The sequence below is a fragment of the Paenibacillus sp. PCH8 genome (assembly GCF_002968835.1).
Taxonomy (GTDB): domain Bacteria; phylum Bacillota; class Bacilli; order Paenibacillales; family Paenibacillaceae; genus Paenibacillus.
Genome location: NZ_PKQK01000001.1, coordinates 488,010 through 513,665, shown reverse-complemented (window position 1 = coordinate 513,665; position 25,656 = coordinate 488,010). Strand labels below are relative to the sequence as shown.

The 25,656-nt window shown below is 47.6% G+C and carries 26 protein-coding genes; 19 read left to right on the top strand and 7 right to left on the bottom strand.

Annotated features, from left to right (window positions below; translation table 11 throughout):
• The first annotated feature begins 11 nt into the window (after positions 1 to 11).
• From C0Q44_RS02175 to C0Q44_RS02165, 3 genes are all read left to right on the top strand, one after another.
• Positions 12 to 434, top strand: coding sequence for a universal stress protein (locus C0Q44_RS02175; RefSeq protein WP_105405863.1), 423 nt, complete (start codon positions 12 to 14; stop codon positions 432 to 434).
• A 186-nt stretch (positions 435 to 620) separates the two neighbouring features.
• Positions 621 to 2,045 carry an aldehyde dehydrogenase family protein gene (locus C0Q44_RS02170; RefSeq protein WP_105405862.1) on the top strand — a complete coding sequence of 475 codons (1,425 nt, stop codon included), beginning with the start codon at positions 621 to 623 and terminating at the stop codon, positions 2,043 to 2,045.
• 366 nt (positions 2,046 to 2,411) lie between these two features.
• Positions 2,412 to 3,185, top strand: coding sequence for a MerR family transcriptional regulator (locus C0Q44_RS02165; protein ID WP_105405861.1), 774 nt, complete (start codon positions 2,412 to 2,414; stop codon positions 3,183 to 3,185).
• 167 nt (positions 3,186 to 3,352) lie between these two features.
• On the opposite strand, the gene C0Q44_RS02160 is transcribed toward C0Q44_RS02165, so the two are convergent.
• Positions 3,353 to 3,832: a GAF domain-containing protein gene (locus C0Q44_RS02160; RefSeq protein ID WP_105405860.1), complete on the bottom strand. Its 480-nt coding sequence runs from the start codon at positions 3,830 to 3,832 to the stop codon at positions 3,353 to 3,355.
• Between the two features lie 186 nt (positions 3,833 to 4,018).
• Between C0Q44_RS02160 and C0Q44_RS02155 the strand changes: the two genes are divergently transcribed.
• The 3 genes from C0Q44_RS02155 (at position 4,019) to C0Q44_RS02145 (ending at position 6,867) form a co-directional block, all read left to right on the top strand.
• Entirely contained in the window at positions 4,019 to 4,315 is a 297-nt protein-coding gene (locus C0Q44_RS02155) for a hypothetical protein (RefSeq protein WP_105405859.1), read from the top strand.
• A gap of 233 nt (positions 4,316 to 4,548) precedes the next feature.
• Positions 4,549 to 5,091, top strand: a complete 543-nt coding sequence (locus C0Q44_RS02150; protein WP_258166126.1) for a GNAT family N-acetyltransferase — start codon at positions 4,549 to 4,551, stop codon at positions 5,089 to 5,091.
• Between the two features lie 252 nt (positions 5,092 to 5,343).
• Positions 5,344 to 6,867, top strand: a complete 1,524-nt coding sequence (locus C0Q44_RS02145; RefSeq protein WP_105405857.1) for an MDR family MFS transporter — start codon at positions 5,344 to 5,346, stop codon at positions 6,865 to 6,867.
• An 82-nt stretch (positions 6,868 to 6,949) separates the two neighbouring features.
• On the opposite strand, the gene C0Q44_RS02140 is transcribed toward C0Q44_RS02145, so the two are convergent.
• Entirely contained in the window at positions 6,950 to 7,411 is a 462-nt protein-coding gene (locus tag C0Q44_RS02140; RefSeq protein ID WP_105405856.1) for a MarR family winged helix-turn-helix transcriptional regulator, read from the bottom strand.
• Positions 7,412 to 7,842: 431 nt separating this feature from the next.
• Here C0Q44_RS02140 and C0Q44_RS02135 point away from each other — a divergent pair, with 431 nt between their 5' ends.
• The 3 genes from C0Q44_RS02135 (at position 7,843) to C0Q44_RS02125 (ending at position 11,517) form a co-directional block, all read left to right on the top strand.
• Positions 7,843 to 9,180: an MFS transporter gene (locus tag C0Q44_RS02135; RefSeq protein ID WP_105405855.1), complete on the top strand. Its 1,338-nt coding sequence runs from the start codon at positions 7,843 to 7,845 to the stop codon at positions 9,178 to 9,180.
• Between the two features lie 201 nt (positions 9,181 to 9,381).
• Complete coding sequence (locus tag C0Q44_RS02130; protein ID WP_105405854.1) at positions 9,382 to 10,698, top strand: hypothetical protein; 1,317 nt, start codon at positions 9,382 to 9,384, stop codon at positions 10,696 to 10,698.
• A 33-nt stretch (positions 10,699 to 10,731) separates the two neighbouring features.
• Entirely contained in the window at positions 10,732 to 11,517 is a 786-nt protein-coding gene (locus C0Q44_RS02125; protein ID WP_105405853.1) for a hypothetical protein, read from the top strand.
• A 79-nt stretch (positions 11,518 to 11,596) separates the two neighbouring features.
• Here the strand turns inward: C0Q44_RS02125 and C0Q44_RS02120 are convergent, their stop codons facing one another.
• Both C0Q44_RS02120 and C0Q44_RS02115 read right to left on the bottom strand, forming a co-directional pair.
• Positions 11,597 to 11,989 (bottom strand): type II toxin-antitoxin system death-on-curing family toxin, encoded by a 393-nt coding sequence (locus C0Q44_RS02120; RefSeq protein ID WP_105405852.1) that lies wholly within the window; start codon positions 11,987 to 11,989, stop codon positions 11,597 to 11,599.
• A gap of 1 nt (position 11,990) precedes the next feature.
• Positions 11,991 to 12,284, bottom strand: a complete 294-nt coding sequence (locus C0Q44_RS02115) for an AbrB/MazE/SpoVT family DNA-binding domain-containing protein (RefSeq protein ID WP_105405851.1) — start codon at positions 12,282 to 12,284, stop codon at positions 11,991 to 11,993.
• A 195-nt stretch (positions 12,285 to 12,479) separates the two neighbouring features.
• On the opposite strand from C0Q44_RS02115, the gene C0Q44_RS02110 reads away from it, so the two are divergent.
• The 3 genes from C0Q44_RS02110 to C0Q44_RS02100 all read left to right on the top strand — a co-directional run bounded on the left by C0Q44_RS02110 (position 12,480) and on the right by C0Q44_RS02100 (position 14,982).
• Positions 12,480 to 13,211: an ABC transporter ATP-binding protein gene (locus C0Q44_RS02110; protein WP_105405850.1), complete on the top strand. Its 732-nt coding sequence runs from the start codon at positions 12,480 to 12,482 to the stop codon at positions 13,209 to 13,211.
• Positions 13,212 to 13,234: 23 nt separating this feature from the next.
• On the top strand, positions 13,235 to 14,482 hold the full coding sequence (locus C0Q44_RS02105; protein WP_181150819.1) for an ABC transporter permease: 1,248 nt from the start codon (positions 13,235 to 13,237) through the stop codon (positions 14,480 to 14,482).
• Positions 14,483 to 14,598: 116 nt separating this feature from the next.
• A complete protein-coding gene (locus C0Q44_RS02100; RefSeq protein WP_105405848.1) occupies positions 14,599 to 14,982 on the top strand; it encodes a hypothetical protein in 384 nt (127 codons plus the stop codon).
• A gap of 139 nt (positions 14,983 to 15,121) precedes the next feature.
• Here the strand turns inward: C0Q44_RS02100 and C0Q44_RS02095 are convergent, their stop codons facing one another.
• A complete protein-coding gene (locus C0Q44_RS02095; protein WP_105405847.1) occupies positions 15,122 to 16,390 on the bottom strand; it encodes a BaiN/RdsA family NAD(P)/FAD-dependent oxidoreductase in 1,269 nt (422 codons plus the stop codon).
• Positions 16,391 to 16,692: 302 nt separating this feature from the next.
• Between C0Q44_RS02095 and C0Q44_RS02090 the strand changes: the two genes are divergently transcribed.
• The 3 genes from C0Q44_RS02090 to nadE all read left to right on the top strand — a co-directional run bounded on the left by C0Q44_RS02090 (position 16,693) and on the right by nadE (position 19,992).
• Positions 16,693 to 18,387, top strand: a complete 1,695-nt coding sequence (locus C0Q44_RS02090; protein WP_181150818.1) for a two-component system sensor histidine kinase NtrB — start codon at positions 16,693 to 16,695, stop codon at positions 18,385 to 18,387.
• A 220-nt stretch (positions 18,388 to 18,607) separates the two neighbouring features.
• The gene (locus C0Q44_RS02085) at positions 18,608 to 19,042 is read left to right on the top strand and encodes a BrxA/BrxB family bacilliredoxin (protein ID WP_105405845.1); all 435 of its coding nucleotides are present in this window, start codon (positions 18,608 to 18,610) and stop codon (positions 19,040 to 19,042) included.
• A 140-nt stretch (positions 19,043 to 19,182) separates the two neighbouring features.
• The gene (gene nadE, locus C0Q44_RS02080) at positions 19,183 to 19,992 is read left to right on the top strand and encodes an ammonia-dependent NAD(+) synthetase (protein WP_105405844.1); all 810 of its coding nucleotides are present in this window, start codon (positions 19,183 to 19,185) and stop codon (positions 19,990 to 19,992) included.
• 302 nt (positions 19,993 to 20,294) lie between these two features.
• Here nadE and C0Q44_RS30615 read toward each other — a convergent pair whose 3' ends face one another.
• A complete protein-coding gene (locus C0Q44_RS30615; RefSeq protein ID WP_258166125.1) occupies positions 20,295 to 20,417 on the bottom strand; it encodes a hypothetical protein in 123 nt (40 codons plus the stop codon).
• Positions 20,418 to 20,606: 189 nt separating this feature from the next.
• Between C0Q44_RS30615 and acpS the strand changes: the two genes are divergently transcribed.
• Both acpS and mutY read left to right on the top strand, forming a co-directional pair.
• Positions 20,607 to 21,005: a holo-ACP synthase gene (gene acpS, locus C0Q44_RS02070; protein WP_105405843.1), complete on the top strand. Its 399-nt coding sequence runs from the start codon at positions 20,607 to 20,609 to the stop codon at positions 21,003 to 21,005.
• A gap of 77 nt (positions 21,006 to 21,082) precedes the next feature.
• Positions 21,083 to 22,510, top strand: a complete 1,428-nt coding sequence (gene mutY / locus C0Q44_RS02065; protein ID WP_105405842.1) for an A/G-specific adenine glycosylase — start codon at positions 21,083 to 21,085, stop codon at positions 22,508 to 22,510.
• Between the two features lie 610 nt (positions 22,511 to 23,120).
• Here mutY and C0Q44_RS02060 read toward each other — a convergent pair.
• Positions 23,121 to 23,732 carry a superoxide dismutase gene (locus C0Q44_RS02060; protein WP_105405841.1) on the bottom strand — a complete coding sequence of 204 codons (612 nt, stop codon included), beginning with the start codon at positions 23,730 to 23,732 and terminating at the stop codon, positions 23,121 to 23,123.
• A 416-nt stretch (positions 23,733 to 24,148) separates the two neighbouring features.
• On the opposite strand from C0Q44_RS02060, the gene C0Q44_RS02055 reads away from it, so the two are divergent.
• On the top strand, positions 24,149 to 24,574 hold the full coding sequence (locus C0Q44_RS02055) for a GNAT family N-acetyltransferase (RefSeq protein ID WP_105405840.1): 426 nt from the start codon (positions 24,149 to 24,151) through the stop codon (positions 24,572 to 24,574).
• Between the two features lie 343 nt (positions 24,575 to 24,917).
• Positions 24,918 to 25,502, top strand: a complete 585-nt coding sequence (gene lepB, locus C0Q44_RS02050; protein ID WP_105407574.1) for a signal peptidase I — start codon at positions 24,918 to 24,920, stop codon at positions 25,500 to 25,502.
• The last annotated feature ends 154 nt before the right edge of the window (positions 25,503 to 25,656 follow it).

Here is a 25,656-nt window from a genome sequence, read left to right as displayed (position 1 = left end):
GAGGAATTGCAATGCTGAAACGAATATTGGTTGCTGTGGATGGTTCGGATCATGCGCATAAAGCGCTGGAGGAAGCTCTGAATTTGGCTGAAAGTATGAAACAACCCGCAAGTCTGATTATTATGCATGTCAATCCTGCCATTTCAATGAATGAACCTGCACTGGGTATTGATCTGGAAGAGCGGATTGCTGAAGAAGGGCGACATATCATCGAACCGGTGACCAGACAGTTGGCTGGAAGGAACGTTGCATATGAGACGCTGCTGATTGCGGGTGATCCTGTGAATGAGATCTGCCGTGTGGTGCTTGAGCGGGATTGTGGACTGATCGTGATGGGCAGGGGTGGGAAAAGCATGCTGGCAGAAATGATCGTGGGCAGTGTCAGCCATGGCGTGTTAAAACATGCAGAATGCCCCGTCATGACGGTTAAGTAAAACGGTGGATGAATTTAGCCTGCGTAATATAAGCCGCTATGACACCCTGTTTAACTACCTCTGATGATGACACTCCTTAATCCATTGCTGGGTTGATAGTGCCGAAATAGTGTATAAATAGATTATATAAGTTGAACTAAATATTCTTTAATTCAACAGGCTCGAATAGAATGGAGGATGCAGCATATGAAAAAACAACATCTGTTTATCGGTGGCAAACCGACCGAATCAGTGAACTATACAACACTTCAGGCGCCGTACTCTGGAGAAACGTTGGCGGAAGTCTCTTCAGCCTCCGCAGAGGAAGCGGAGGCTGCCATTACGGCTGCGGTTCAGGCTGGCAAGGAGATGCGTCAGATGCCTGCACATCAGCGTGCAGATATTCTGTACAAGTTGTCCTCCATGCTGGAAGAACGGAAGCAAGAAGCGGCGCGAATCATTGCGCTTGAAGCGGCGAAGCCGATTACTGCAGCGCTGGCGGAGGTTGATCGCACCGTGGAAACGTATCGTTTTGCCGCCGAAGAAGCCAAGCGGTTAACGGGAGAGACGGTACCAATGGATGCAGCCAAAGGCGGAGAAGGACGGGTCGGGTATACGATGCGGCAACCTTTGGGTGTGATCGGTGCGATTACGCCGTTTAATTTTCCAATGAATCTGGTGGCGCACAAGGTGGGTCCAGCGATAGCAGCAGGCAATACCATCGTGCTCAAACCTGCGGAGCAGACACCGCTGTCCTCTTATTATATTGCTAATCTGTTCAAGGAAGCCGGGTTGCCGGATGGTGTCTTGAATGTGGTGAGTGGTGAAGGGAAAACGATTGGTGATGTGCTTGTGGAGCATCCTCGTGTTGCTCACATTACGTTTACAGGCAGCCCAGCGGTGGGGACGAGCATTCGCAGCAAAGCTGGACTGAAACGGGTGACGTTGGAGCTTGGATCGAATGCAGCAGTCATTGTGGATCAGGATGCGAATCTGGACAAAGTGATTCCTCGCTGTGTGACAGGAGCGTTCACGTATCAGGGTCAGGTATGTATCTCGCTACAGCGCATATATGTGCACCATACGATTTCGGATGAATTCATCCGTCGTTTCGCGGAAGCGGCAGAACAAGTCGTGGTCGGAGATCCACTCGATTCAAATACGGTGGTCTCTGCGCTTATTACCTCCAAGGATGTACAGCGTACGCTCGACTGGATCGAAGAGGCGAAACAGGCCGGAGCCGAAGTGGTAGCGGGTGGTCAAGCTGAAGGAGGCGTTCTGCGTCCAACGGTGCTGGTTAACGTGCCACGTGATGCCAAGGTATCCTGTCAGGAAGTGTTTGCACCCATTGTCGTGATTAACACGATAGACTCGGTTGAAGAGGGCATTGAGCATGTCAACGATTCCATCTATGGGCTTCAGGCGGGCGTATTCACAAATGATATTCATACCGCTCTCCATGCCGTCGATCATATCGAAGCAGGCGGAGTCATGATTAACGATATCCCCACATTCAGAGTCGATCACATGCCTTATGGTGGGGTGAAACAGAGTGGTATCGGACGTGAAGGTGTGAAATATGCGGTAGAGGAAATGACGGAACTGAAGTTTGTCATGTTTAACAAAGGGTGAGACTCTTCCCATCTTATGTTCGATATTCCGTATGCAAATGAAAACATAACAACATCATCCTGTGCCAAGATAATGGTACAGGATTTTTCATATGTAAGTCATAGAAAATAGTTTGAAAAATACATAGCGATTCTTCTCTTACCAGGGGTTCACATCTGATGAGACGGGTATAAATATTTAACATACCGCAATTCAACTGACAGACGCTGTTCATATCACCGAAGCATGATGTACCCATCCAGAACGCGAGTGAATGAAGCGGTACAGCATTGCCGAAAGTCTTATAATCTCTCACTATTCAAATATAATGCAGTATGAAATAAGCCTGAACCCAGGAGTTACAGGCCAGGCAGGAGGTGTATTCAAATGGCATATTCCATGGTTGACGTATCCGGAATGTCCGGTGTGAGTCTGAACGAACTGAGCCAGTACGCGGAGACGGGTCTTTTGAATCCGGCCTTTGGGGATCTGGATAAGGATATGTATTATGAAAAGCAGGAGTTGCTGAGACTCCAGCAAATTCTCTTCTGTAGGGAAGTAGGTATGGAAGAGGAAGAGATTGGGTCCATGCTCCGGGATAACCCTCAGGATGTCATTCGCATCATGCAGCAGCATCGTATTGAGATTCTGGAGAAGACACTCCGTCTACATGGTTTGATCCAGACGCTGGACAAAACAATCTCACATCTGCAAGGAGATCAGGAACTGGATGAACATGAGCTGTACATCGGTTTTGTGAACAAAAGACATCAACAGCTTTTGCCGGAGTCTTCAAGCTTAAAGAAGAAGAATTTCGACGAAGCGGAGCCTTTCATGACAACGGAGATAGAAGATCATGAGTTGAAGTCCAAGGAGGACTTTCTGGATTCTCAGGCGAAGATTGACCGGATTCATCTGGACTTGCAGCAGGCCATTGAGGATCGACTGGAACCTGGCAGTCCCGAGGTGCAGCAGATTATTGGCAGGCATCTTCAATGGATCAAAGGGTATTACACACCCACTCCCGAAATTTATCGGGATTTGGCCAACTTGTATGTCGAGCATCGGAATTTCCGCCAGATGTACGATGGTTACCACCCGAGACTCGCTGAATTCCTGCGAGACGGAATGATGATCAAAGCGGAACAGGATTTAATGTAGATGCATAAAGTAACATGGGCGAGCAAGAACATGGGTGTGAACCATAATGGATAGCAAAGAGCGCAGTCCTCTCAGAGGAATGCGCTCTTTGCTATTATGGGTTCTTCATCAACAGTACGATGAGAGCCAATCACCTTATTCAATATTTCCTGAAAGCGTATGGTTGCTTATAACTGCTCTGTGAGCAGGCTTACTGCTTTCTCCAGGAAGATACGGTCTTCATCGTCAAAACGATTCTTGAGCGGGCTGTCGATATCCAGCACCCCGTACAATTCGCCGTCTTTGATAATCGGTACGACGATCTCGCTTTTGGATGCTGCATCACAGGCAATGTGGCCTGGGAAGGCATGTACATCGTCAACGACCAAGGTACGTTTCTCCGCAGCAGATGTGCCGCATACGCCACGTCCTAGTGGAATTCGGATGCAGGCGGGCAGTCCCTGGAATGGACCGAGGACCAGTTCTTTTCCATCATACAGATAGAAGCCGACCCAATTGGTGTCGGTCAGAAATACATTGAGCAGCGCAGCAGCGTTCGCCAGATTGGCGATTGCACTGGGTTCATCGCGGATCAGAGCACTTAACTGTCCCAGGACGGCGGTGTGCTGCTCACTTCGTGTTCCTTCATAGGAAACAGCTTGAAACATGTTAAATCACCCTCCCGAGCAAAAATGGTACTTATTTTCAAGATAGTGTAGAGAATGCGGTTAGTCAAGCGGAGGATTTCGGAAAGAGAAGGGAAGGCATGAATAATCCTCCTGTTTCTCGGCTTCATGCATGGGGTAATTACTTAGCAACCACGGAGGGCTAGAACCCGGGAAGGAGCTTGGCTTATGCATGCAGAGGTACAGAATCTTTTTGTACGAATTCATCTTCTATATTTTGCCCAGAATCAGGATTTGACCGTAAGCGACGCGCTGCCCCTATTGGAAGAACGGGGATATCGTGTTGGAGAGCGTGAGATTAAGCAAGAACTTGAACACCTGACGCAAGAGAACTTCCTGACTGCCCACGGAGATAAGTGGAGCCTGACGGGGACAGGCATTGAGGAATTCAAGGAAATTACCGCTGTATTCGGTCGGGTCAGCGAGGAATTACTCGCAACTGGCAAGAAAGCTTCAACAGCATGAACAGCCTAATCGTCATTCGGGCAGGCATATCGCTGAATATGATCCGAATAAATTCATAAGTACATCAAGGCCGGGAGCGGAAGCGACCCGGTTTTTTTGATATCATCATAATGAGTGAACTGTTGCCAATCGGTGCAGGTTATGGTTAGATGACTAGTGAATCTTATGGTCTGCAGAGATAGATCGGATCGGAGTGTCATGATATGTATAAATGTAAAGGGAGAATTCCCGAAATGGAGACAACACGACTTCGTTTGCGCAAAATGCGTCGCCGGGATGCGGCCCAGATGTTCGCATGCTGGTCGGACCGCGAGGTCACCCGTTATATGAATCTTGCGCCCATGATTGGGACAAGCGAGGCTGGGGACATGATTGGTTTGCTCAATCATATGGCAGGGGAAGAGGACGCCATTCGTTGGGGGATTGAACTCAAGGAGACGGGGAAGCTCATTGGCAGCTGTGGGTTTAACACATGGCAACTTGAAGGCGCATTCCGTGGTGAGATTGGTTATGAGCTGGGACGGGACTACTGGCGCCACGGCTATATGACGGAGGCTTTCTCGGCATTGTTGCCCTTCGGGTATGAGACGATGGGGCTCAATCGAATTGAAGCGCTGGTTGATCCGCGCAATATGGCTTCAGGTGAGTTCCTGACGAACCGCGGCTTCACCCGTGAAGGTCTGCTGCGGCAGGTACAGCATACGTCTACCGGATATAAGGACATGGTGATGTATTCCCTGTTGTATGATGAGTTTCTGCGCAAGAAAGGTAAATAAAAGAGACAATATATAATTGTTTTTAACTTTACACTTAAACGAAGAAACAGAACAAAGCTGGAGAAGCGAAGCGTTCGTATTTAAAGCTTTCTGAAAGAAAGCTACATCGGAAGCATACGCTATCACCGGATTTCTCCTTTAAAGAGAAGAAAAAAATCTGGGGATAACGGCGATTGGAAGCTTGTTCTGGTTCGTAGTAGAGGAGTAAATTAAGGTACCAATTATATAGAGAACGAAGAGAGAAGGGTTTGTGTGAATGCAACCGGAGGTTCGAAGCGCAGTTTCATCTTGGCGGGGTTGTTGCTCGCGACATTTCTGTCCGCCATTGAAGGAACCGTGATTGGTCCGGCGGGACCAACGATTGTTAGTGAACTGGGGAGTGTGCAGCTGCTTAGCTGGATCTTCACTGCATATCTGCTGACGATGGCGGTGAGTACACCTATTTTCGGCAAAGTTAGTGACTTGTATGGACGAAAGCCCGTCTTCCTGATCGGCTGTGCCTTATTTTTACTGGGTTCACTCCTATGCTGTCTTTCGCAGAATATGGAGCAATTAATTATGTATCGTGCCATCCAAGGTATCGGTGCGGGTGCGGTAGTTCCTGTTACATTTACGATTATTGGGGACATCTACGCCATTGAAGAACGTGGCAAAATTCAGGGCTGGATCAGCTCGGTGTGGGGCATTTCCTCTCTGGCTGGACCGCTGCTTGGTGGGTATTTTGTAGACAATCTGGGCTGGCAGTGGATCTTTGGTTTTAATGTGCCATTTGGTCTGCTCGCGATGTGGTTTGTATTCCGTTATTTGAAGGAAGATATCTCTCCGCGTACGGCCAAAATTGACTATGTCGGTGCACTGACCTTCACGGTAGGTATTACCGCATTACTCTTTGTTCTGTCGGCGGGTGGGCAGTATTATGCCTGGAGTTCTCCGTTAATTATAGGACTGAGCGTAGTTGCCGTGCTGTTTATCATATTGTTTTTTGTGGTGGAAAAAAGAGCCCAGGCCCCAATGGTTCCACTCCATCTGTTCCGAATTCAGGACATCCGTGTGGCGAATATCGCCGGACTGTTGACTAGTACCCTGATGATCGGTCTGACGAGTTATTTACCGCTCTGGGTGCAGGGAGTTCGGGGAGGCAATGCGACGGAATCCGGGCTGTTGCTCGCGCCGATGTCGGTGGGCTGGCTCATCGGCAGTGTGCTGGCAGGCCGCCTGTTGATGAAAATTGGATCGCGCATGACGGCATTAATTGGATTAACCGGAATTGCGATCGGATCGGGTGGACTCTTTCTGGTGGGCGGGACATCCCCGCAGGCTGTGTTATTCATATTGACCTTTATCTACGGACTCGGCTTTGGATTCGCGTTTACGATCTTCACCATTATTGCGCAGTCCTCAGTAGGATATAAGGAGCGTGGTTCCTCTACAGCACTGCATACGTTCATGCGTACATTGGGACAGACAATTGGTGCAGCGGCTTTTGGTACCTGGTTGAACTATCGGATCTCCACGTTATCGAGTGAGCAAAATCTGGCGGATGCCGGAATTTCGGAGAATGATCTGAATGAACTGCTTGCCCCACATACGGATGCTGCTCTATCGGATGACAAATGGTCGCTGCTGCGAAGCGTGCTGGAAGGAAGCTTGCATTCCCTGTTCGTCATTATGTTTGTCATTGCACTGGTCTCGTGGGTAACGACACTTGCCTTACGCAAGCGTTTGATCGTTCCCGAAGATGCAGATGCTCCTCCGCAGCCACAAGGCTCAAAGTAACAGGGGGTTCAGCTATACGAAAAACCGGACTCGCCTGATGTCAGGCAAATCCGGTTTTTTCTGTGTGTACGCATGTAATGGCTTAGCTGCTTGCGGATAAACGGTCCGCACCGTGTGCAAGCTTTCCCAATAGTTCGGACAGCAGTTCCTTGTCCTCTTCGCTTAATCCACTGACTGCGCGGTCGATCTTAACCGCATAACCGGGGTAGATATCATCCATGGTGCGCTGACCCTCTTCGGTCAATTCCACAAATATAATGCGTCTATCCTGCGGACAATGCTTACGGTGCAACAGTCCTTTTTGCTCCAGCTTATCAATCACATAGGTCACATTTCCGCTTTGCAGCAGAAGCTGTGCACCAACTTGTTGAATCGGCTGTGCTCCTTTCATATATAACACTTCGAGCACCCCGTATGCAGTGGGGTTGAAGCCATGCACTTTGCTTCCGGATACAGCGTGTTCATTCACGCTCTTGAATGTCTGGGCCAAGGTGCGGTACAGATGAAGTGAACGTTCCGTTCCAATTTCTTGTAATTCCAGCATGCTGATCCCGCCTTTTTAGATTATTTATATAAGTTGAAATGATGAGGTTACACTTCATCATTCATGATGACAGAACACCTTTCGCTGAAGGGTAACGAGTAAACGATACATTCAACTTATATCGGATGAATGGTGTGACGTTTGACGATTCAGGTTGTCGCCATGTATATATTGTAAACTTCTATTTTCATGAAAAACATGCGATATGTCACAAGATCTGCATTTTTAGCATTTAAAATTTGATCATTAATCTACAGTGACAAACAAATCAGAATTACCATGTCAAACGATGAATTACAGGAGATATACATAGATGAAAATCATCCTCAAGGTGCCACTTCTTCTCCGCCTCCAGCAGGAGGTTGAGGCAGAGCCCGCTCTCTATAATTAGTTTCATATCATGAATACGGGAACAATGGAGGAGAAGCAGGATGACAAGTGATTTAACGTTTGAGGTACAGCGACCACTGAAACATAACCGTTCTTTTGTAACATTGATGGTGTCCCAAGCCATCTCGAACTTGGGGGATTGGCTGCATCTGCTGGCAATCCTGACACTCGTAGGAATCCGCTGGAATGCCACGCCATGGGAGATCACATTTGTCATGTTGTCCGCGGCACTTCCCATGCTGCTAACAGGGCCATTCGCAGGTGCGCTCGCGGATCGGGTGAACCGTAAATGGCTGATGATCGCTTCGGATGGCGCACGAATCGTCATCGTGGGTGCGTTGATTTTTGCCGACCAGATCTGGCATATCTATGTATTACTTATCCTCAAATCCCTGTTCGATGTAATGTTCTCTCCTGCCAAGAACGGAAAGCTGAAGGAAATCGTACCTCATGAGCAGCTTGCACAAGCTGTATCCATAAGCTCGGTGATTGAACAGATGTCCAAAATTATCGGACCTGCTCTTGGCGGGCTGCTAGTAGCCGCTTTTGGTATCACCTGGTGCTTTGTACTGGACTCTGCGTCTTTTCTGATCTCTGGCATCATTTTATTGTGGATTCCTGGACATCGGGTGATCCAATCCGCGAATCTTAACGTAACAGAAGTAGAGGGAAAGTTATCTGGGGACATTGGCTCCCGTCCAAAAAATTCTTTTTGGGCAGAAACGCTGGAGGGCATTCGCATGCTCGCTTCACTTCCTCATGTTGGAACGTCTCTGATCTTGCTTGCTTCCGCGATATTATTTCTGCAATTTGCCGATTCACAGACTGTGGTTCTATTCAGACAGCTTCCCGGAATTTCAAGTGATCTGTTGGGGTGGTGCGTTGCGGCCAGTGGAGTAGGTACATTAATTGCAGCGCTGAGTGTGCGAAAGTGGAAGAATGCAGGGCATATTGTGAAAATGGGTCTGGGCACCACGCTCATGGGTCTGGTTATTGGTGCAGCTGGAATCATTGTTGTGGTCTGGCCGTCTGCCGGGCTCGGTGCGTACTTGCTGCTTATTTCTTTGTTTGGCTTAGCGGGGATCGGAATAGGGTTCGCAGTTGTACCCTTCCAGATCCTGTTGCAGGAACAGACACCTGAGGCGATGACAGGCAGGGTATTTGGAACGGTAGGCAGCGTCATGACAGCCAGTAATATTATGGGTCCGGTGGTAGGGGGATTCGTGGTCACCTCATTCGGTGTAGTCCCGGCCTTTGTCTTTTCAGGCCTATTAATGACGCTGCTTGGAATGATTTATTTGATGAAACGCAGGGGAAGAAAGGCCGAACTGAAAGGCACAATTGCAGCCAAGACGATGGTGGCTGGGGACAAAAATTAAACCGGTCCTGGCTAGGTGGAAATTGCTGAAGTGAGAATTTTAAATTTTTTAAAATTTTAAGTATTTAACGAAAAAGCGTTTGAGTAAACGCCTTCACGTGTAATGAGGAACAGGCAGAAACCCCTGTATTCAAATTATTCTTAGGGGAAAACTCATATGCCTTGTCCCACCAACGCATTAGCGGAAAGGGGGTGAAGCAACTTGAATGTAAAGTTACCAAAATCAATTGTGCGTCTTGGAAGTATCCCACTGGCGATACTCGCCGGGACACTGATGCTGGGGTATGGATCGTCGCATGCATATGCGGATGATGCTCAGGTATCTTCTGATAAACCGTCCAGCGGTTTGTCACTGAATTTGTTCTCACGTGATTCGGATGGCGGGTTGAACCTGACTCCGTCGGTATCTATACCATTACTGGATGTTGAAGTTCCGTCGATCAAAGCAAATGAATCCACAGGTAAGCTGAGTGTATCTGAGCTGAAGGTAGATACACCGCTTGGATCGGCCGGAACCTCAGAGATTGGTATTGATGCGAAGAAGGGAACCGTCGAACTGCCGTCTATCAAGGCGAATACACCGGTGATTCGAGCCAATGTATCGAGCAGTCAGGTGAACCTGAACGAAGGAACGGCTTCCTTGCCTGGCGTTACCGCAGAGGTGCCCGAGGTCATCAAGGCAGAGACGTCTGCTGTGAAAACAGACCTTCGGCAAGGAAAGGTTGAATTGCCTTCCCTGAAGGTGGATGTGCCTGAAGTTACTTCGGTCAACATCTCTTCATCCCGTGTGGATCTGAGTAAGGGGAATGTCGAGCTGCCTTCTGTGAAAGCAGAGGTTCCAGTTGTAGACGTATCCGCTGAACTCAATCCTGCTAAAGAAACGGTGAAGATTCCAAGTGTGAAGCCGGAACGGCCTGTCGTTACGCCGGAACACCCAACAGTCGTCCAAACACCGAATGTTGAAACTCCGGCTAAGGACGAATCTGCAGATCCTGTATCATCGCAGAACAACGAGGAAGGACAGGACGCAGTAGTACGTCCAGAACAACCTGTTGTGCCGCAGGCATTGCCTGTGGAAGGAACCGATCTGACTCCAGATACCAATGATAATGCAGGATTGCCAGATAACGAGCTATTCCTCGTAGATCAGCCATCTGCTGAACCATCTGTCACTGAACAAGTGCAGAGTAACCAGGATGCCAAACTGAAAAAAGATGATGTTGACGCAGCATCTCCATTACAGCATCGCACAGAAAGACCAAATAGTTGGTCTGTTGCAGCAACTTCTCCCGGAGCAGCTAATGCTTCCGCAGGGACAAGTTCCGGTTCATCCGGTGTAACTGGAGGTGGAGCAACCGCTCCAGCCGCTGCACTTTCAGGAGCAGTAACAGGTCTGGTTAAGCCGGATTATGGTTTTGCTTTCCGGATGGAAAGGTTGGATGGTTTCAGTCAATGGTCACAGGCACCGCCAGGGCGGCCGCCGCAATATACCTCTTTCTCTCAACAACAATGGCGTTAATTCAACCAAAATGGAGAAGGAGTGTATATAATCATGAAAAAAGTGAATCGTTGGGTCAAATTGTCGGTATTGTCGGGTACGTTGGTAGCTGGATTGCTTGGGGCTTCGCAAGCAACTTATGCAGATAGCTATAGCAATAACAGCAGTGGGAATCTGGATCTGAATGCAGGTTTGCGTCTGGAGCTTGGATCTCTTCTGTCAGGACATCGTGACGCAGGTTACGGTAACAATGGCAGCTACGGAGGTTCATCCAGTGCAACCGGAGCATTGAATCTGGATCTTGGACTAAATGCCGGCTTATCCTCTGAGAATACGAACCGTTACAATGATCGTTCTTCCGGCTATTCTGCTCAGCAGAGCAGTTCTGGCAAGCTGGGCCTTGGCCTCAATGCTAATGTGTCGGGAGAAGGTACAACGATGAGCGACTATTCACGAGGCGGCGATAATCGAAACGTGGACAGCAGCTACACGAGTGAAAGCCGAGGAGCGCTCGGCCTCGGTCTGAACGCGAAAGCGGAAGGCGAGAGTGCAACAATGACTCAATCCGAACGCAACAACAGCGTGACTGACCGCAATCGAAACGAGAGCAGCAACTTCACGAACGAAAGTCGTGGAAGCTTGGATCTGGGTCTGAACGCGAAAGCGGAAGGCGAGAGTACAACAATGGCTCAAACTGAACGCAAGAATAGCGTGACTGACCGCAATCTTAGCGAAAGCAGCAACTTCACGAACGAAAGTCGTGGAAGCTTGGATCTGGGTCTGAACGTAAATGCAGATGCAGAGAGCGAAACTACATCTGTGGTGGAGACAAATCGGTAATATGAGATTTTCATTGTAATATGAAGAAGCAGGGGCTCCGGAACCCCTGCTTCTTTTTTGCATTTATAAGACATATGAGCTAGCGTTCTTCTGAATGTTCTTCTAATAAGCGTACTATCTTTTCAAATGTATACTCGCCTTCGGCAATGTTGACCATAAATTCTACGGCATATTTACGTTCCATCTGCAGATGGTAGCCATTCACTCGCAGAAAGGACTTGGTTACAAGATAAGCTGTACGTTTATTTCCGTTATAGAAACAGTGATTTTTAACCAATGACTCTAATAAGGCAGTAGCTTTATCAAATATGGAAGGATAGGCATCCTCTCCAAACAAACTTTGGAGAGGTCTTTTTATCGCAGAATCCAACAAAGCAGAATCCTTAACCCCAGCTTGTGCTGTATCATTCATCTTCTTCATCATAAAATGGTGAGCGGCTACTACTTCTTCAATGGAAAGGAATATGGTCATCTTAACGATCCCTTAAATCATTGAGGATATCCTCATCTTCTTCGAAAACGTCGAAGAAAGCTTCCAGTACTTCGGGTCTTACATTTTCGGGTATTTTCATTTGTTTAACTTTTTTTAGTACAATTTCTCCCTGACTGTTTTCAATAAATTCAATCTCATCGCCCTGAGAGACATGGAGCTTATCAATCAAAACCTTGGGCAAGCTAATGCCCAAGCTGTTTCCCATTTTGCCTATTTTGCGCGAAAGAATTTTTCTTTTGGAATGCTCCTCTTTCATCTGAGCCCCACCATTCATGGTATATTCCTCCTATAGTATGATCCAACTTGTGAAAGTAATACGTAAGTATGTAATAATGTTCGTATGTAATAACATTATAACATAATTTGTAATTCAAAAATGCTCAAATTGATCAAACATGCTGCCCGCAACTCGATTACAATAAAACATAAAGAATGAAATAAACACCTGATCAGAACAGGAGTGAATGATATGGGAACGGAATATAAAAGCACGGAAGTACAAGAGTCTATATTGGATGTACATATTACAGAGGCAGGATACGAGCCAGGACAATCGACGATACGTAACATTCGAATGAATGTGGCGAGAGGAGAGTTGGTGGGAATTATCGGACCGAATGGTGCGGGCAAAAGTACAACAATCAAAACACTGCTCGGTCTACTTGAACATGCCAACTATGAAGTGACGATTGGGGGAGATGGTCGCTATGCCTATATTCCGGAACAGCCTGTTTTCTACGAATATATGACCCTGTGGGAACATCTGGATCTGGCCGCAGCGGCCTATGAAATGGAGGAAGCTGTCTTTGTCGCCCGAGCAGAGGAACTATTGGTTCGTTTTGGTATGGACCACGTTCGAAATGATCTGCCTGCCAGTTTCTCGAAGGGAATGCGCCAGAAAATGATGCTGATGATCGGGTTTCTGTCTTCCCCGGATGTCTATATTGTGGACGAGCCGTTCATCGGACTGGACCCCCGCGCAACCAAGGACTTTCTGAAATTACTTGATGATGAACGTCGCCGCGGTGCGGGAGTGCTCATGTCTACCCATGTGCTGGATACTGCTGAACGAATCTGTGACCGGTTTATTCTGATTGCCGCCGGCCGATCTGCTGCTGAAGGAACATTGGATCAGATTCGGGAAACAGCAGGATTACCAGAAGCCTCTTTGTTTGACTGTTTCGATACACTGACATCATAAATAGAGAGGAGGAGGGAGACTACGTGGAAACCTCCAAGCGTTATACACCATATCGTTTATACAAGAGAAGACGCCAAGAGCATTTCAGGGAACAGTTGAAGAATCTCAAACTCGTAGTGGATTGGACCGTATGGGTATACCTGCTTGTTCCGGGTGTGCTCTATCTGATTGGGTACTACACGAGTCTGTGGACCAAAACATTACCTGCATGGGCAACTGGATTACCGTTACCTGTACTGACCGGGCTGATCGATATCGTTATGCTCACTGGCGGTGTGTTGATATTTGTGGAGGAAGCGGATGTATTGTTTCTGAAATCAAGACCGTTGTGGATGCGTACACTAATGAAGCAAGGACTCTACCGGGCCTGTCTGCAACATCTGGGCAAAATGATCTTGATTACCGCACTAACTGCCCCCCTTTGGTCCCGTGTCTATGAAATGTCGAACCTCCAGATTGTACTTATGGCCGTTTGGTTCGGGATCGTGTCCTCATTCCAGGCCATAGCCATACATATGACAATGGTTCGATATACAGGATGGCGGCGCTGGATTCGGCTGATTCCTCTTATGATTGCCATAGGCTTTATGACCATCAATGCGACATCATGGATGGTTGAACAGACATGGAAAATCCTATTGGACATTGTGGTTGCTACACTGCTTTTAATTTCAGTCGGACAGATGAGGCTGTTGATGAAGGGAACGTTTGAAGGGGATGTACGAGAGGATTTGCGGAGCAGGCTGAAGCTGACAGCATTGATGTTGAGCCGGGCAGTGAGCAAACCGAGAGCCCCACGGACACGGACCATGATCTTCCGCAAGCCGCGTAAACTGTTACGCAATCGTTCCATCGCGAACCGGACAGCAGAGACCGCGTTCAAGGCATTTTTCCGGGACTCCGCCACGATGAAATTGTATTTACAGCTTGGAGGGCTGTCCATCGCAGCAGTCGCATTACCTCCTTTTCCGGTTAATGTCATCGTGTGTGCGTTATTAATCATCATGTTGACGGTGATGTTCTATCGCTCCTGGGATGTTTTTGCAACGTCGGACTATGTTCAGCTTATAACCTATGACTCGGAAGCGCTGCATCGTGCAGGTGCAATCATGGTACGCATGTTGTTCATCCCGCTGGGTATTCTTATGGGATTCACGCTGGGAGTGGCCTGGCTTGGCTGGTTTGTCGGGTTTCTGACAGCTGCAGGTGCGGTGGCCTTCGGACTTTGCGTGTTATCTATTGCAGGATGGGTTCGATTGACCCGTGCCTAGAGGAATTCCTTTCGAAGCTAGAGCATATCGTGCGCTATAACTGACCATGCTATAGAAGAAGAATCTCATCCACGTAGGATGAGAGAGAGATTAGCTGTAGCAAGGAGGAAGAGATGATGATGGACAATAGTGAACTACAGGTGCATTTCTCAGACAGTTCAGCATTGAACGCCGCAAGGGCAACCTTGGAGGAATTGGGGTATCAACCATATCAATCTGCGCCACTCGAATTGTACATCCCTACAGATCGGCAGGACCCTCAGTCCGCCGTGGAGATTGTGCAGTCTCATGGAGGCAGTGCAGTATTTGCATCTCAAACCGAAGAACTCGATCAGTTTCAGAATATATCGATTCCGGCTCATATCGTGAACGAGGACTGGAATGAAGGTTATTTGAACGGAAAGCGGCTGGGCCAACCAGAGCAAAGCGGACACAATTACAGCGATGACCCGGCATACGATGATTCGGCAGATGGATTCTCAGGCAGTGTCAAAGCCTAGAGGTACAACCAGATAAGAGAGCAGTTCGAGCCACTTTATCTAAAATGACTACCCAAAAACCCCGATACTCCACAGATTGTGGATATCGGGGTTTTGACGTGGAATGATTCATCCCATGGCACACATGGTGTGATTCACCTTATGATGTAGCATGTCTATATTCAGCCGCATGCTTGCCAGCCGTATATCCCGTGGAGAATGCAGCGGTAATATTATACCCTCCGGTGTAGCCGTGAATGTCGAGAACTTCACCACAAAAGAATAGTCCGGGCAGCAGCTTGGATTCCATTGTTTTTGGGTATATCTCCTTTAAGTGGATTCCTCCACCAGTTACAAAGGCTTCTTTGAGCGATCTGGTTCCATCTGCACGGAAGGTAAAAGCCTTCATGAGGCCAACTAAATGGCTTAACATGCCTTTGGGGAAATGGTGAAACGTGAGGTCATCACTGATCTCTGCGCGCTTCATCATTAATGGAATCATACGTTCAGGAACCCATGTTTTCAAGATGTTTTTGACAGCTTTGCGCGACTCTTCTTCTAATACCTGCTGAACCTGGGCCTCAAGTGTACCTGCTGACAGCTCCGGGAACAGATCAATACTCATAATGACCTGCGGGTTTCCAGTTTTCATCTGCACCTTGCGGATAAACTGGCTGCATCGCAGGGCAACCGGTCCCGATACACCAAAATGCGTGAAAATCATATCTCCGCGGTGTGAGATAACCGGTTTGCCTTTGGCATCTACTACTGATAAAGCGATGTCCCTCAACGACAAACCTTGTAGTTCTTTGGATTGAATCCAACTCTCCCCGGATACAATGGGCACTTCGGTTGGATATAACTCCGTAATGGTGTGACCAGCCGCTTCAGCCCAGGGATAACCATCTCCGGTTGATCCGGTTTGGGGAACGGATTTGCCGCCGGTAGCGATAATGACTGAGCGTCCAAGAATGGTTTTACCTGAGATCAATTTCACACCTTGTACTTGCTGACCGTTCTGAATGAGTTCCTTGACCGGTTCTTTGGTGCGAATCTCGACGCCGAGGGAGACAATTTTGCCTACCAGCGCATCAACGACGGTTTTCGCTTTATCGGTGACAGGAAACATTCTCCCGTTATCTTCTTCTTTCAGAGCGATTCCGAGATTCTCGAAGAAACGCATAATCCCCTGATTGTCCAAATTTTGAAACGAACTATATAAAAAGCGTCCATTACCCGGAATATGCCGGATGAGTTCATCCGTTTCCTTGGCATTCGTTACATTGCAACGACCTCCGCCAGAGATGCCGAGTTTACGACCCAGTTGATCTCCTTTATCCAGCAAAATGACAGAAGCTCCATGCTCGGCAGCTGCAACACAAGCCATCAGGCCCGCCGATCCACCACCAATTACGATGACATCATACATATGTTATTACCCTCTTTTTTAAAATAGTTTTTGACTGCTTTCTTCTGTACTAGTGATCAGGTGTGAAAATTTCAAAATTCAAGATATAGATTGGTGAGATACCGTATGTCTATATATTGTATGTGAAAACACTTTTCCTCGAATAATGCAAGATTTTAGTCGAATGGTCTATATTTTTGACCATTTATGATGAATCAACAGTTCTATTATGCAGTCTAAAGGGATATATTGTAATATACTGTCGCCTATGTTTTAATCAGAAATACATGAGGGAATGTGCAGGCGAGGAGGGAGATGGCATTGTGGTTTCGTTGAAAGACATTCTTATACAAATGCTGCTGGCAGGTTCTGTGGTATTCCTTATTCCCTTATTCCATCTGGGGCTCACCAGACAGGCTGTAGCCAAGATGGAACGTACTGGAATGGCGCAGGCCAGTCTTGCTGCAACTAGTGTTGCAAGTATGCTTCTTTGTATGTTTTTTGCCCAACATACGAGTCCGTTGTCCGTCCCGATCTCCCTGAGTATTGTACCTCTTACGCTTGTCATACTATACTGCAGGCCTGGAATAGGCTTGACGCTTTCCTTTCTCCAGGTTCTCTTCTATTTTATATTTGCGCATTCCTATGATCCGTACGGATTACTCCTTCATACGGGCATTCTTCTCTATCCTATTGTATGGTTGTCTGCCAAACGATTCAAGCATAATACACCTTCGCGCCAAATGGCGATCCTGATCACCCTGATTGCAGCTGAACTGGTTGTAGCCAGTCTGCTATGGATCTTGTCCATACATAATGACGTTACATTCTCCGTAACCTACATTGTACTTACAACACTGGGATATACCGCTGGTGCCATTGTTGCTGGTAGTCTGAGTCTGCTATGGCTGGAACGGATGCAGCACTATCGGGGGCTGGAGCAGCATCTCTCTGAAGTTCACCACCGATACATAACCGAAACGGAAAAACTTCATCAGATCCTGAACGCAGTTCCGCTCTCTATTGCTACCGTTGATAAGGAAGGCACAGTCATGTTCGTCAATGAGATGTTGAAGCAGACAGCGAGAGAACAGTTACCCTGTACCACAACGCCTGATCTTATTGGACAGCCTGCCAGTCAATTTGTTGAATCGGGCCAGGCAGACAAGATGGATAACAGCATTCGCAGAGCCGTCATTCATGGTGAGGTTAATGGATTGACCGTTCGTTACGGTGCTCACGTATTTCAGTCCCGAACCGTGCCGATCTATGCCTTTTCAACAGAACCTGCAAGAGAAGTTACAGGAGCCATGCTGATTATTCAGGATATTACCGAGCTTGAGATGTTACGAAACGAACTGGATAATGTGGATCGTCTCAGTCTCGTTGGACAGATGGCTGCAAGCATTACCCATGAGGTGCGCAATCCGATGGCGGTAGTCAGAGGCTTTCTTCAACTCATGCAGGAAAAGAGTCCAGAATCCCTGGATCACTATTATCGAATCGTGCTGGAAGAGTTGGACCGGGCCAACAGTATCATTAATGATTTTCTATCTCTGGCTCAGAATCGTATTGCTGAGAAAGAGGAATCCCAGCTGCATGATATCATCCATGAACTTAGTCCATTGTTATGGGCAGATGCCAACCTGCGTGGTCAGAGCATTGAACTCATGTTGGATCATAACGTGCCCAAGCTTCATCTCAATTCAAAGGAAATCAAACAGGTGGTGTTAAACCTGGCCCGGAACGGGATGGAAGCTATGAATGAGAAGGGTGTGCTTACTCTGGAGACACGTATGGTAGATGACAAGGTGGAACTGTGTGTACGTGATACAGGCTCTGGCATACCCAGAGTGAAGAAGGAGAAGCTGTTTGAACCTTTTTATACAACCAAAGCCAAGGGAACCGGACTCGGATTGTCTATGTGTTTAAGCATTGTGGAACGACATAATGGATCCATTAGCGTGGAATCGGAGGAAGGCCAAGGGACCACCTTCAAAGTGGCATTTCAACGTTAGAAGTTCAGCATATTTTGCCAGCCAGCGAGACATAATATTATGGAAGAAGCCGTTCCGCAGGCGTTTTCTGAATCTTGCTTTCATTGCTTAGGGATGTATAATAGGAATAGCACATCATTACATCCATAATATTCGATATGAGTGTAACGTTGTTTTGGATAGCTATTGCCTTTAACTCTACCGAGATCATAGAACAACCATTTATAAGGAGTGAAACGGAATGTCGATGTCATTTGATCAATACATGAAAGATATGGTTCAACCGATGCGGGATGATTTAACTCGTCTGGGTATCCAGGAATTGCGTACGCCTGAAGAAGTAGAAGCAAGTTTGCCGGATGCTAAAGGAACAGCACTGGTTGTTATCAATTCTGTTTGCGGCTGTGCAGCAGGTCAATGTCGTCCAGGGGTTGCTGAGGCACTCCAGAATGATATTACACCGGATCATTTGTACACTGTATTTGCTGGTCAGGACAAGGAAGCAACGGCGAAAGCACGTGAATTCTTTGCACCGTATCCGCCGTCTTCACCGTCGATCGCTTTGATGAAAGACGGAGAACTCGTTCACTTTATCGAGCGTCATCAAGTGGAAGACCGTTCTGCAGAGGAAATTTCGGCTGATCTCAAAAGTGCATTTGAACGTTACTGCCGTTAATCTGCTTCATAGGAACGCCCCGCCCTTCGGATGACCGATGCCGGGGCGTTTCATTTTGGACAGAACAGGTTATTGAACCATTCGGACCTTTCAAGATGGACATCAAATTTCAAGTAATTTAGAAACGGGGTGTGTGAACGATGAGTTTGCAACAACAGATCATCGCTGAATTGAAGGTTAAACCAAGCATTAATGAAGCAGAGGAAGTAAGCAAACGTGTTGATTTTCTCAAGACATATGTGAAAAATGCGGGTGCTAAAGGCTTGCTGATCGCGATCAGCGGCGGAATTGACAGTGCAGTGGCTGTGGCGCTTTGCAAAAAAGCGACGGACGAGCTCACACAAGAGAACAACCAGGAGTACAAAACACTGGGTGTGTTCCAACCTTATGGAGAACAAGCGGATATCGAACACAGCTATGCTGTAGCGAAAGCATACGATCTGAAGCATGTTGTGGAAACAAATATTGAAGATGCAGTTAACGAGATTGCACTGGAAGTGGAGCAAGGGTTCAAATCCTTGGGTAGCCCACGTCATATGACGCACCAAGGCAAAGGCAATGTAAAAGCGAGAACACGTATGGTGATGCAATATGCGCTTTCCTTTGAAGAAAACCTGCTGGTTGTAGGTACGGATCACGCCTCCGAAGCTATCACGGGCTTCTATACCAAATGGGGTGATGGCGCTGTCGATATCACACCATTGAGTACGCTGAACAAACGTCAGGTGCGCCAGCTGGCAGCCTATCTGAACGTGCCACAAGCGATTCTGGACAAGGCACCATCTGCAGGGCTATGGGAAGGCCAGACGGACGAGGATGAGCTGGGCATTTCGTATGAAGCGAACAGCGACTATCTCGAAGGCAAATCAATTGATCCGGCTGCACAAGAGCGCCTTGAAGCGTTCTACAAGCGTACCCATCACAAACGCAATGCGATTCCGGGTATCTAATACGACTGGATGTGCATGATCAATATAGGCTGGTAAACACCAGCAAGAACATTCCGTTACGATTAGCGGAATGCTTAAAAGAGTCGCTGCTCAGGCAGGGACTCTTTTTGTTGTTCAGAGTAAAAATTCGTTTATTGAAAAAATCCATGAGACTGCCGAAGGTAAAGACGGATTAGTTGTTCCAGGCTTCAATCTGTTGCACCGTGTGAGTGATGACTTGTTCCAGCTGTGGAGTAGTACTTTTAAATGGATGTACGGTATTAAAAGTGTGGTTTCCCCCAGGAATCTGTTGCCATGGAATATCAGGACAGGCCTTTGTATCCATGAACCAGAATAATGACACGTTGAGCAGGCTGTGGTGCAGGGAACAGTTCCCCACGGATGACAGCATCTACGTCAGTGGGCAATTCAAAAGCTGTGGGCATTATGGTATACCTCCCAAAAGTTTTATCGCATTCCTGATTCATAGTTTAGCATAAATGGTAGTGCGGATAGGAGGTACTCGCTTCTATGCGCCCCTCCTGCTACAATAGAATACGTGTTCGGAGAGTTACGGATCATGTGATTGAATGGAGATCTTTTACAGTATTAAAGATTAAGCGGGTGAAGCGTTGATGATATATGGTATTGGCAACGATGTGCTGGAGATTGGGCGGATGCGCAAGCTGTTGTCCGGTCGCCATGCGGAAGCTTTGATGAATCGAATTCTAACGCCAGCAGAGCGAGAAATTGCTGTTCATCGAGGGAAGAGAATGACGGAGTTTCTATCCGGTCGATTTGCTGCGAAAGAAGCGGTGTCCAAGGCATTTGGCTGCGGGATTGGCGGTATTATGGGCTTCACGGATATTGAAGTGCTGCCTGATGAGACAGGACGTCCGGTGGCCTCACTATCCAGTCAAGCCTGGGAACGCCTGCAACTGCCCTATGATAAGCAATATGAGATTCACTTGAGCATTACGCATCAGACAGAACTGGCGGCAGCCTTTGCTATTGTGGAGCAGCTGGAGAAATAGCCAGGCATGAAATTGCAGTGAGCAGAGCTGACGTGAATTCAACAGGGAGTAACGTGGATACAGGAAAGGAAGGACATATGGGTTTACAGGAACAGAAACGACATTTCAGTGTTAATCTGCTGGACTGGTATATGATCAACCGACGGGATTTGCCGTGGCGTCGCCACAACAATCCGTATTTTACATGGGTATCGGAAATTATGCTTCAGCAGACACGAGTAGATACGGTGATTCCGTATTTCAATCGGTTTATCGGGAATTTCCCGACTGTGCAGGCGCTGGCGGAAGCACCCGAAGAGGATGTACTGAAAAATTGGGAGGGGCTCGGTTATTACTCCCGAGCACGTAATCTCCAGGCGGCTGCCAGACAAGTGATGGAGCTGCACGGAGGCGAGATGCCACAGGACAAGCCGTCTGTCTTTGCCTTAAAAGGAGTTGGCCCCTACACAGCCGGGGCCATTCTCAGCATTGCCTTCAATCAGCCGCAGCCTGCGGTGGATGGCAATGTCATGCGGGTCCTGTCCCGATACTTCCTCATCGATGAGGACATTATGAAGGGCAGCACCCGGGTGTTGATGGAAGAGCTAGCGGGAGAGCTCATTCCAGAGGGGCGGGCGCGTGATTTCAATCAGGCGCTAATGGAGCTTGGTGCGCTGGTGTGCACGCCCAAAGCGCCGCACTGCCTGACTTGCCCGGTCATGGAGCAATGTTCCGGCCGCATCGCCGGAAGAGAGCTTACCCTGCCGGTTAAGACCAAAGCGAAGCCGCCACGCCCTGAGCAGCGGCTGGTCGCGATTGTGGAGGGCCGCGGTGTTCATCGCGGCCGTGTGCTTGTGCGCCAGCGCCCCGAGAGCGGGCTACTCGCCCGCATGTGGGAGCTGCCGCATGTGCTGGCGACGCCCCCCGCAGTTGGCAAGAAGGCGGCGCCGCTAGCGGATGAGCCGGCCATGGCATTGCTGGCCGGCAGTCTGTGGGCGGAAGGCTTCGCTGCCCGCCCGGAAGGGCTGGCTACCCATGCGGAGCATGTGTTCAGCCATATTGTCTGGAGCCTGCAGGTGTACAAGTGTACCGAGCAGGACCAGAGACGTGAGCTTCCGCTGATCGCTGCGGAAGCGAGAGCCGCCTACGACGCACAGGCGTCTGCAAGCTCAGACTCAGCGTCTGCTGAACTCGCATCTGAATCCGCTGACTATGCTGACTATGGCAAAGCGAATGCCGCATCCGAGTCTGCGCTGACATCTGAACCTGGATCTGCCAAGGCATATGCACCAGCGTTAGGCATGACCCAGGCGGCTAACCTGTCAGGCTCGCTCAGCGAACATAGCGAGCTCCTGTCAGCACCCATTACCGCTAATGCGGCGCAGGAAGCTCTGACAGGCAAAGGCGATGGCCTCACCTATCGCTGGATCGGTCCGGAAGATATGGACAAGATGGCATTCCCCAACATCTTCCTGAAGCTGATCAGCAGTTATTTTGCTGGCACATATGATCAAGTGAGCGATTGAAACATTGTATTGAACTATATTTGAACTGACCCTATTGGGTTCTGAACGGATCTGAACAGTTCTGAAAAAATGGTGTCTAGGCGCTAACGAATCCTACAGGTCTTATAACGCGGATAAACATGAAACCTATTTTTTAACGAACTTGAGGAGCGTTATTTAAGCAAAAATGGCAAAAAAGCAGTGGAGAAGTCCATTGGTTGGCGTAATAGCGTGTCTGAGATTCGTTACATTTTCCAGACTACGGAATTTGAAGCAATAGCGTCGCCTCGGTTCGTTAGCCATTCTCTATTCAAAATGTGAACAAGCTCGCGTGAGACATACCTGTTTGCAGCGAGCCTACTTTGGGGCCGGACTGATATATGATTTTTGCGACTACCCACAGGTATCCTTGCATGCTTCACAACTCCGGCTATTGTATGTTCATCAATTCGGGTAGGTATAGTTACAGTGACAGTTGTTAGACGGTAATATACGTTGTACCCTTTATACAGTTATACAGCGCTAATCATACCTTCATCGGTGAACCGTCTTTTAGGTTAATCTCTGAAGAGCAAAAAGAGCCTGAATCGGTCATCGTGACCAATCCAGGCTCTTTTTTATGTTAACCGTCTTATTTTGCAGAAGCGTAACGTTTGTTCACTTCATCCCAGTTGATTACATTCCAGAAAGCGGCGATGTAGTCAGGACGTTTGTTTTGGTAGTTCAGGTAGTAAGCGTGCTCCCATACATCCAGACCCAGAACCGGAGTCAGACCTTCGAAGAGAGGGCTGTCTTGGTTAGGTGTGCTAGTGATGGACAATTTGCCGTCTTTGCCAACTACGAGCCAAGCCCAGCCGGAACCAAAACGAGTTGTAGCTGCTTTAGCGAAATCTTCTTTGAATTTGTCATAGCCGCCCAGTTCGCTATCGATTGCTGCTGCGATATCGCCTGTAGGAGCGCCGCCGCCGTTAGGTCCGATGATTTCCCAGAACAAGCTGTGGTTAGCATGTCCGCCACCATTGTTGCGAACCGCTGTGCGGATGCCTTCAGGTACGCTGTCAAGGTTAGCAATCAGATCTTCCAGGCTTTTTTCTTGCAGTTCAGGAGCACTTTCCAGAGCTGCGTTCAGGTTCGTTACATAAGTATTGTGGTGGCGATCGTGGTGGATCTCCATCGTTTGTGCATCGATATGTGGTTCCAATGCGTCGTTAGCGTAAGGAAGTGCCGGTAATTGAAAAGCCATAATGAAATACCTCCTGAGAATTTGAGTTTTTTTAACAGGTACATATGTATTCATACCCTTGTCACTAATATTAAACCGCATTCGGGCTAATTAAGCAACATTTTTGTTTATTAAGTCCCCCAAGGCGTTAATCTAATGATTGGCTGGAGCTAACAAACATATTTTACCCATTATGAATATTTTTATGTGATTTCAATAGAAAGAATGGATTAGAATTAAAGCAATATGATGTAAACGATTACAATTAAGCGCTTTCAAAAGAAAATGCGTGTTTTATGGAGAAAAGTATGGTTTAATGAACGAAGAAGCGGTATTTTCTCGTTTTTTGTCATTTTATGAACATTGGGTTTTTGGTAAAAAGGAACTCCTTTTTGTAAAAAACCTCATCTAAGCTAACGAAAAGGGAGATTTAAGACATGCACGTTCGTTCCTTTCAGTTGAGTGATGCAAGCCAGATGACGGAGCTTCTCCAGGTTGCGCTATCGGAAGATTGTTATGAGAACACGATGGGCCCGTTTGCCCGTCAATTGTCATGGGATTCTGACCTGATCATGGTCGCAGAAGAAGAGGGAGACCTCGTCGGCGCTTTGATCGGTACGATTGATCACAACCAGGGTTGCATCTACCGTATTGCGGTCCATCCAGACTATCGTCGCCGCGGAGTCGGCAAAACACTTGTCGAGGCCATGGAACAAAGGTTCCAGCAGCGTAAAGTCAGCCAAGTATGGGTGGCGGGTGATGAGCACAACAAAGTAGCCATGCCTCTGTATGAAGCGATGGGTTACGGTGCCAATCAGATTATGAGCGCTTTCCAGAAACTTAGTATTTTGTCCAAAGCTTAGTTTTGCATGTTTAAAAAGAAATAAAAAAAAGATCTTCATTTCATATTAGGCATATCTCTTTAACGTGTAAGAACGTGAGGGATGTGCCTTTCTATTTATATGAGGGTTAATCGTGTATTATTCCTCTTTTTTTGCAACTTCTGAACACTCTTCGATGTCTCCGAATTCGATTAATGACTGCGCCTAACCGATATATTCACGTTATCCAAGGTGTTGGTGCTCATAACCAATTGTTTCACTTTCTCAAATGAAGTAGACTGGAAGGGAGTATGATCATCCATTTTACAGTTGAATTCAACTAATTGATAAACGAGGTGTCCCTTTGAATTTCAATAACTCTTCAATGGAACATGTAACTTCTGAGGAACGTAATGAACCGACAAAGCCCGATCAACCGGGGAAATCCTGGGTAGCAGAGCTGTGGGACTGGGTCAAAACGATTGTGGTTGCTTTTGTGATCATGATGCTGCTAAACCTGTTTGTATTCAATCTGTCGATGGTCAAAGGACAGTCCATGCAGCCGACGTTAGTCGAGCGGGATCGTCTGTTCGTCAACAAAATTGTGTATCATCTGGGTACACCTTCCCGATCCGATGTGATTGTACTCCGTGATCCAAGTGAAGGCGTGGAGAAGAAGGATTTCCTGGTTAAACGGATTGTGGGACTTCCGGGAGATACGATTGAGGTTAGGGAACACCATTTAGTTGTGAACGGCGAGCAGCAAACAGAAACATACACCGATATTGAGGTGCAAGACCCGGACTTTGGCCCGATTACGCTCGAGCCGGATCATTTCTTCGTGATGGGGGATAATCGTCATGAAGGCAGAAGTAAGGATAGTCGTGTGTTTGGCAGTATCACATCGGATGAAATTGTGGGCAAGGCTGAATTTATTTTCTGGCCATTTACGGAATTGAAGAAATTGTAAAATGTTGGATTGAGAACAACTTCAGACTGCATTTTGCGTTAAACCATATAGACTCCTACCGTATGAATTCAAGTTAGCAAGGCATATATAGACATTAGCGCCTGTCCTCTTCAGTGAGGCGGGCGTTCACTATTTACGGAATAGGTGTTGGAAG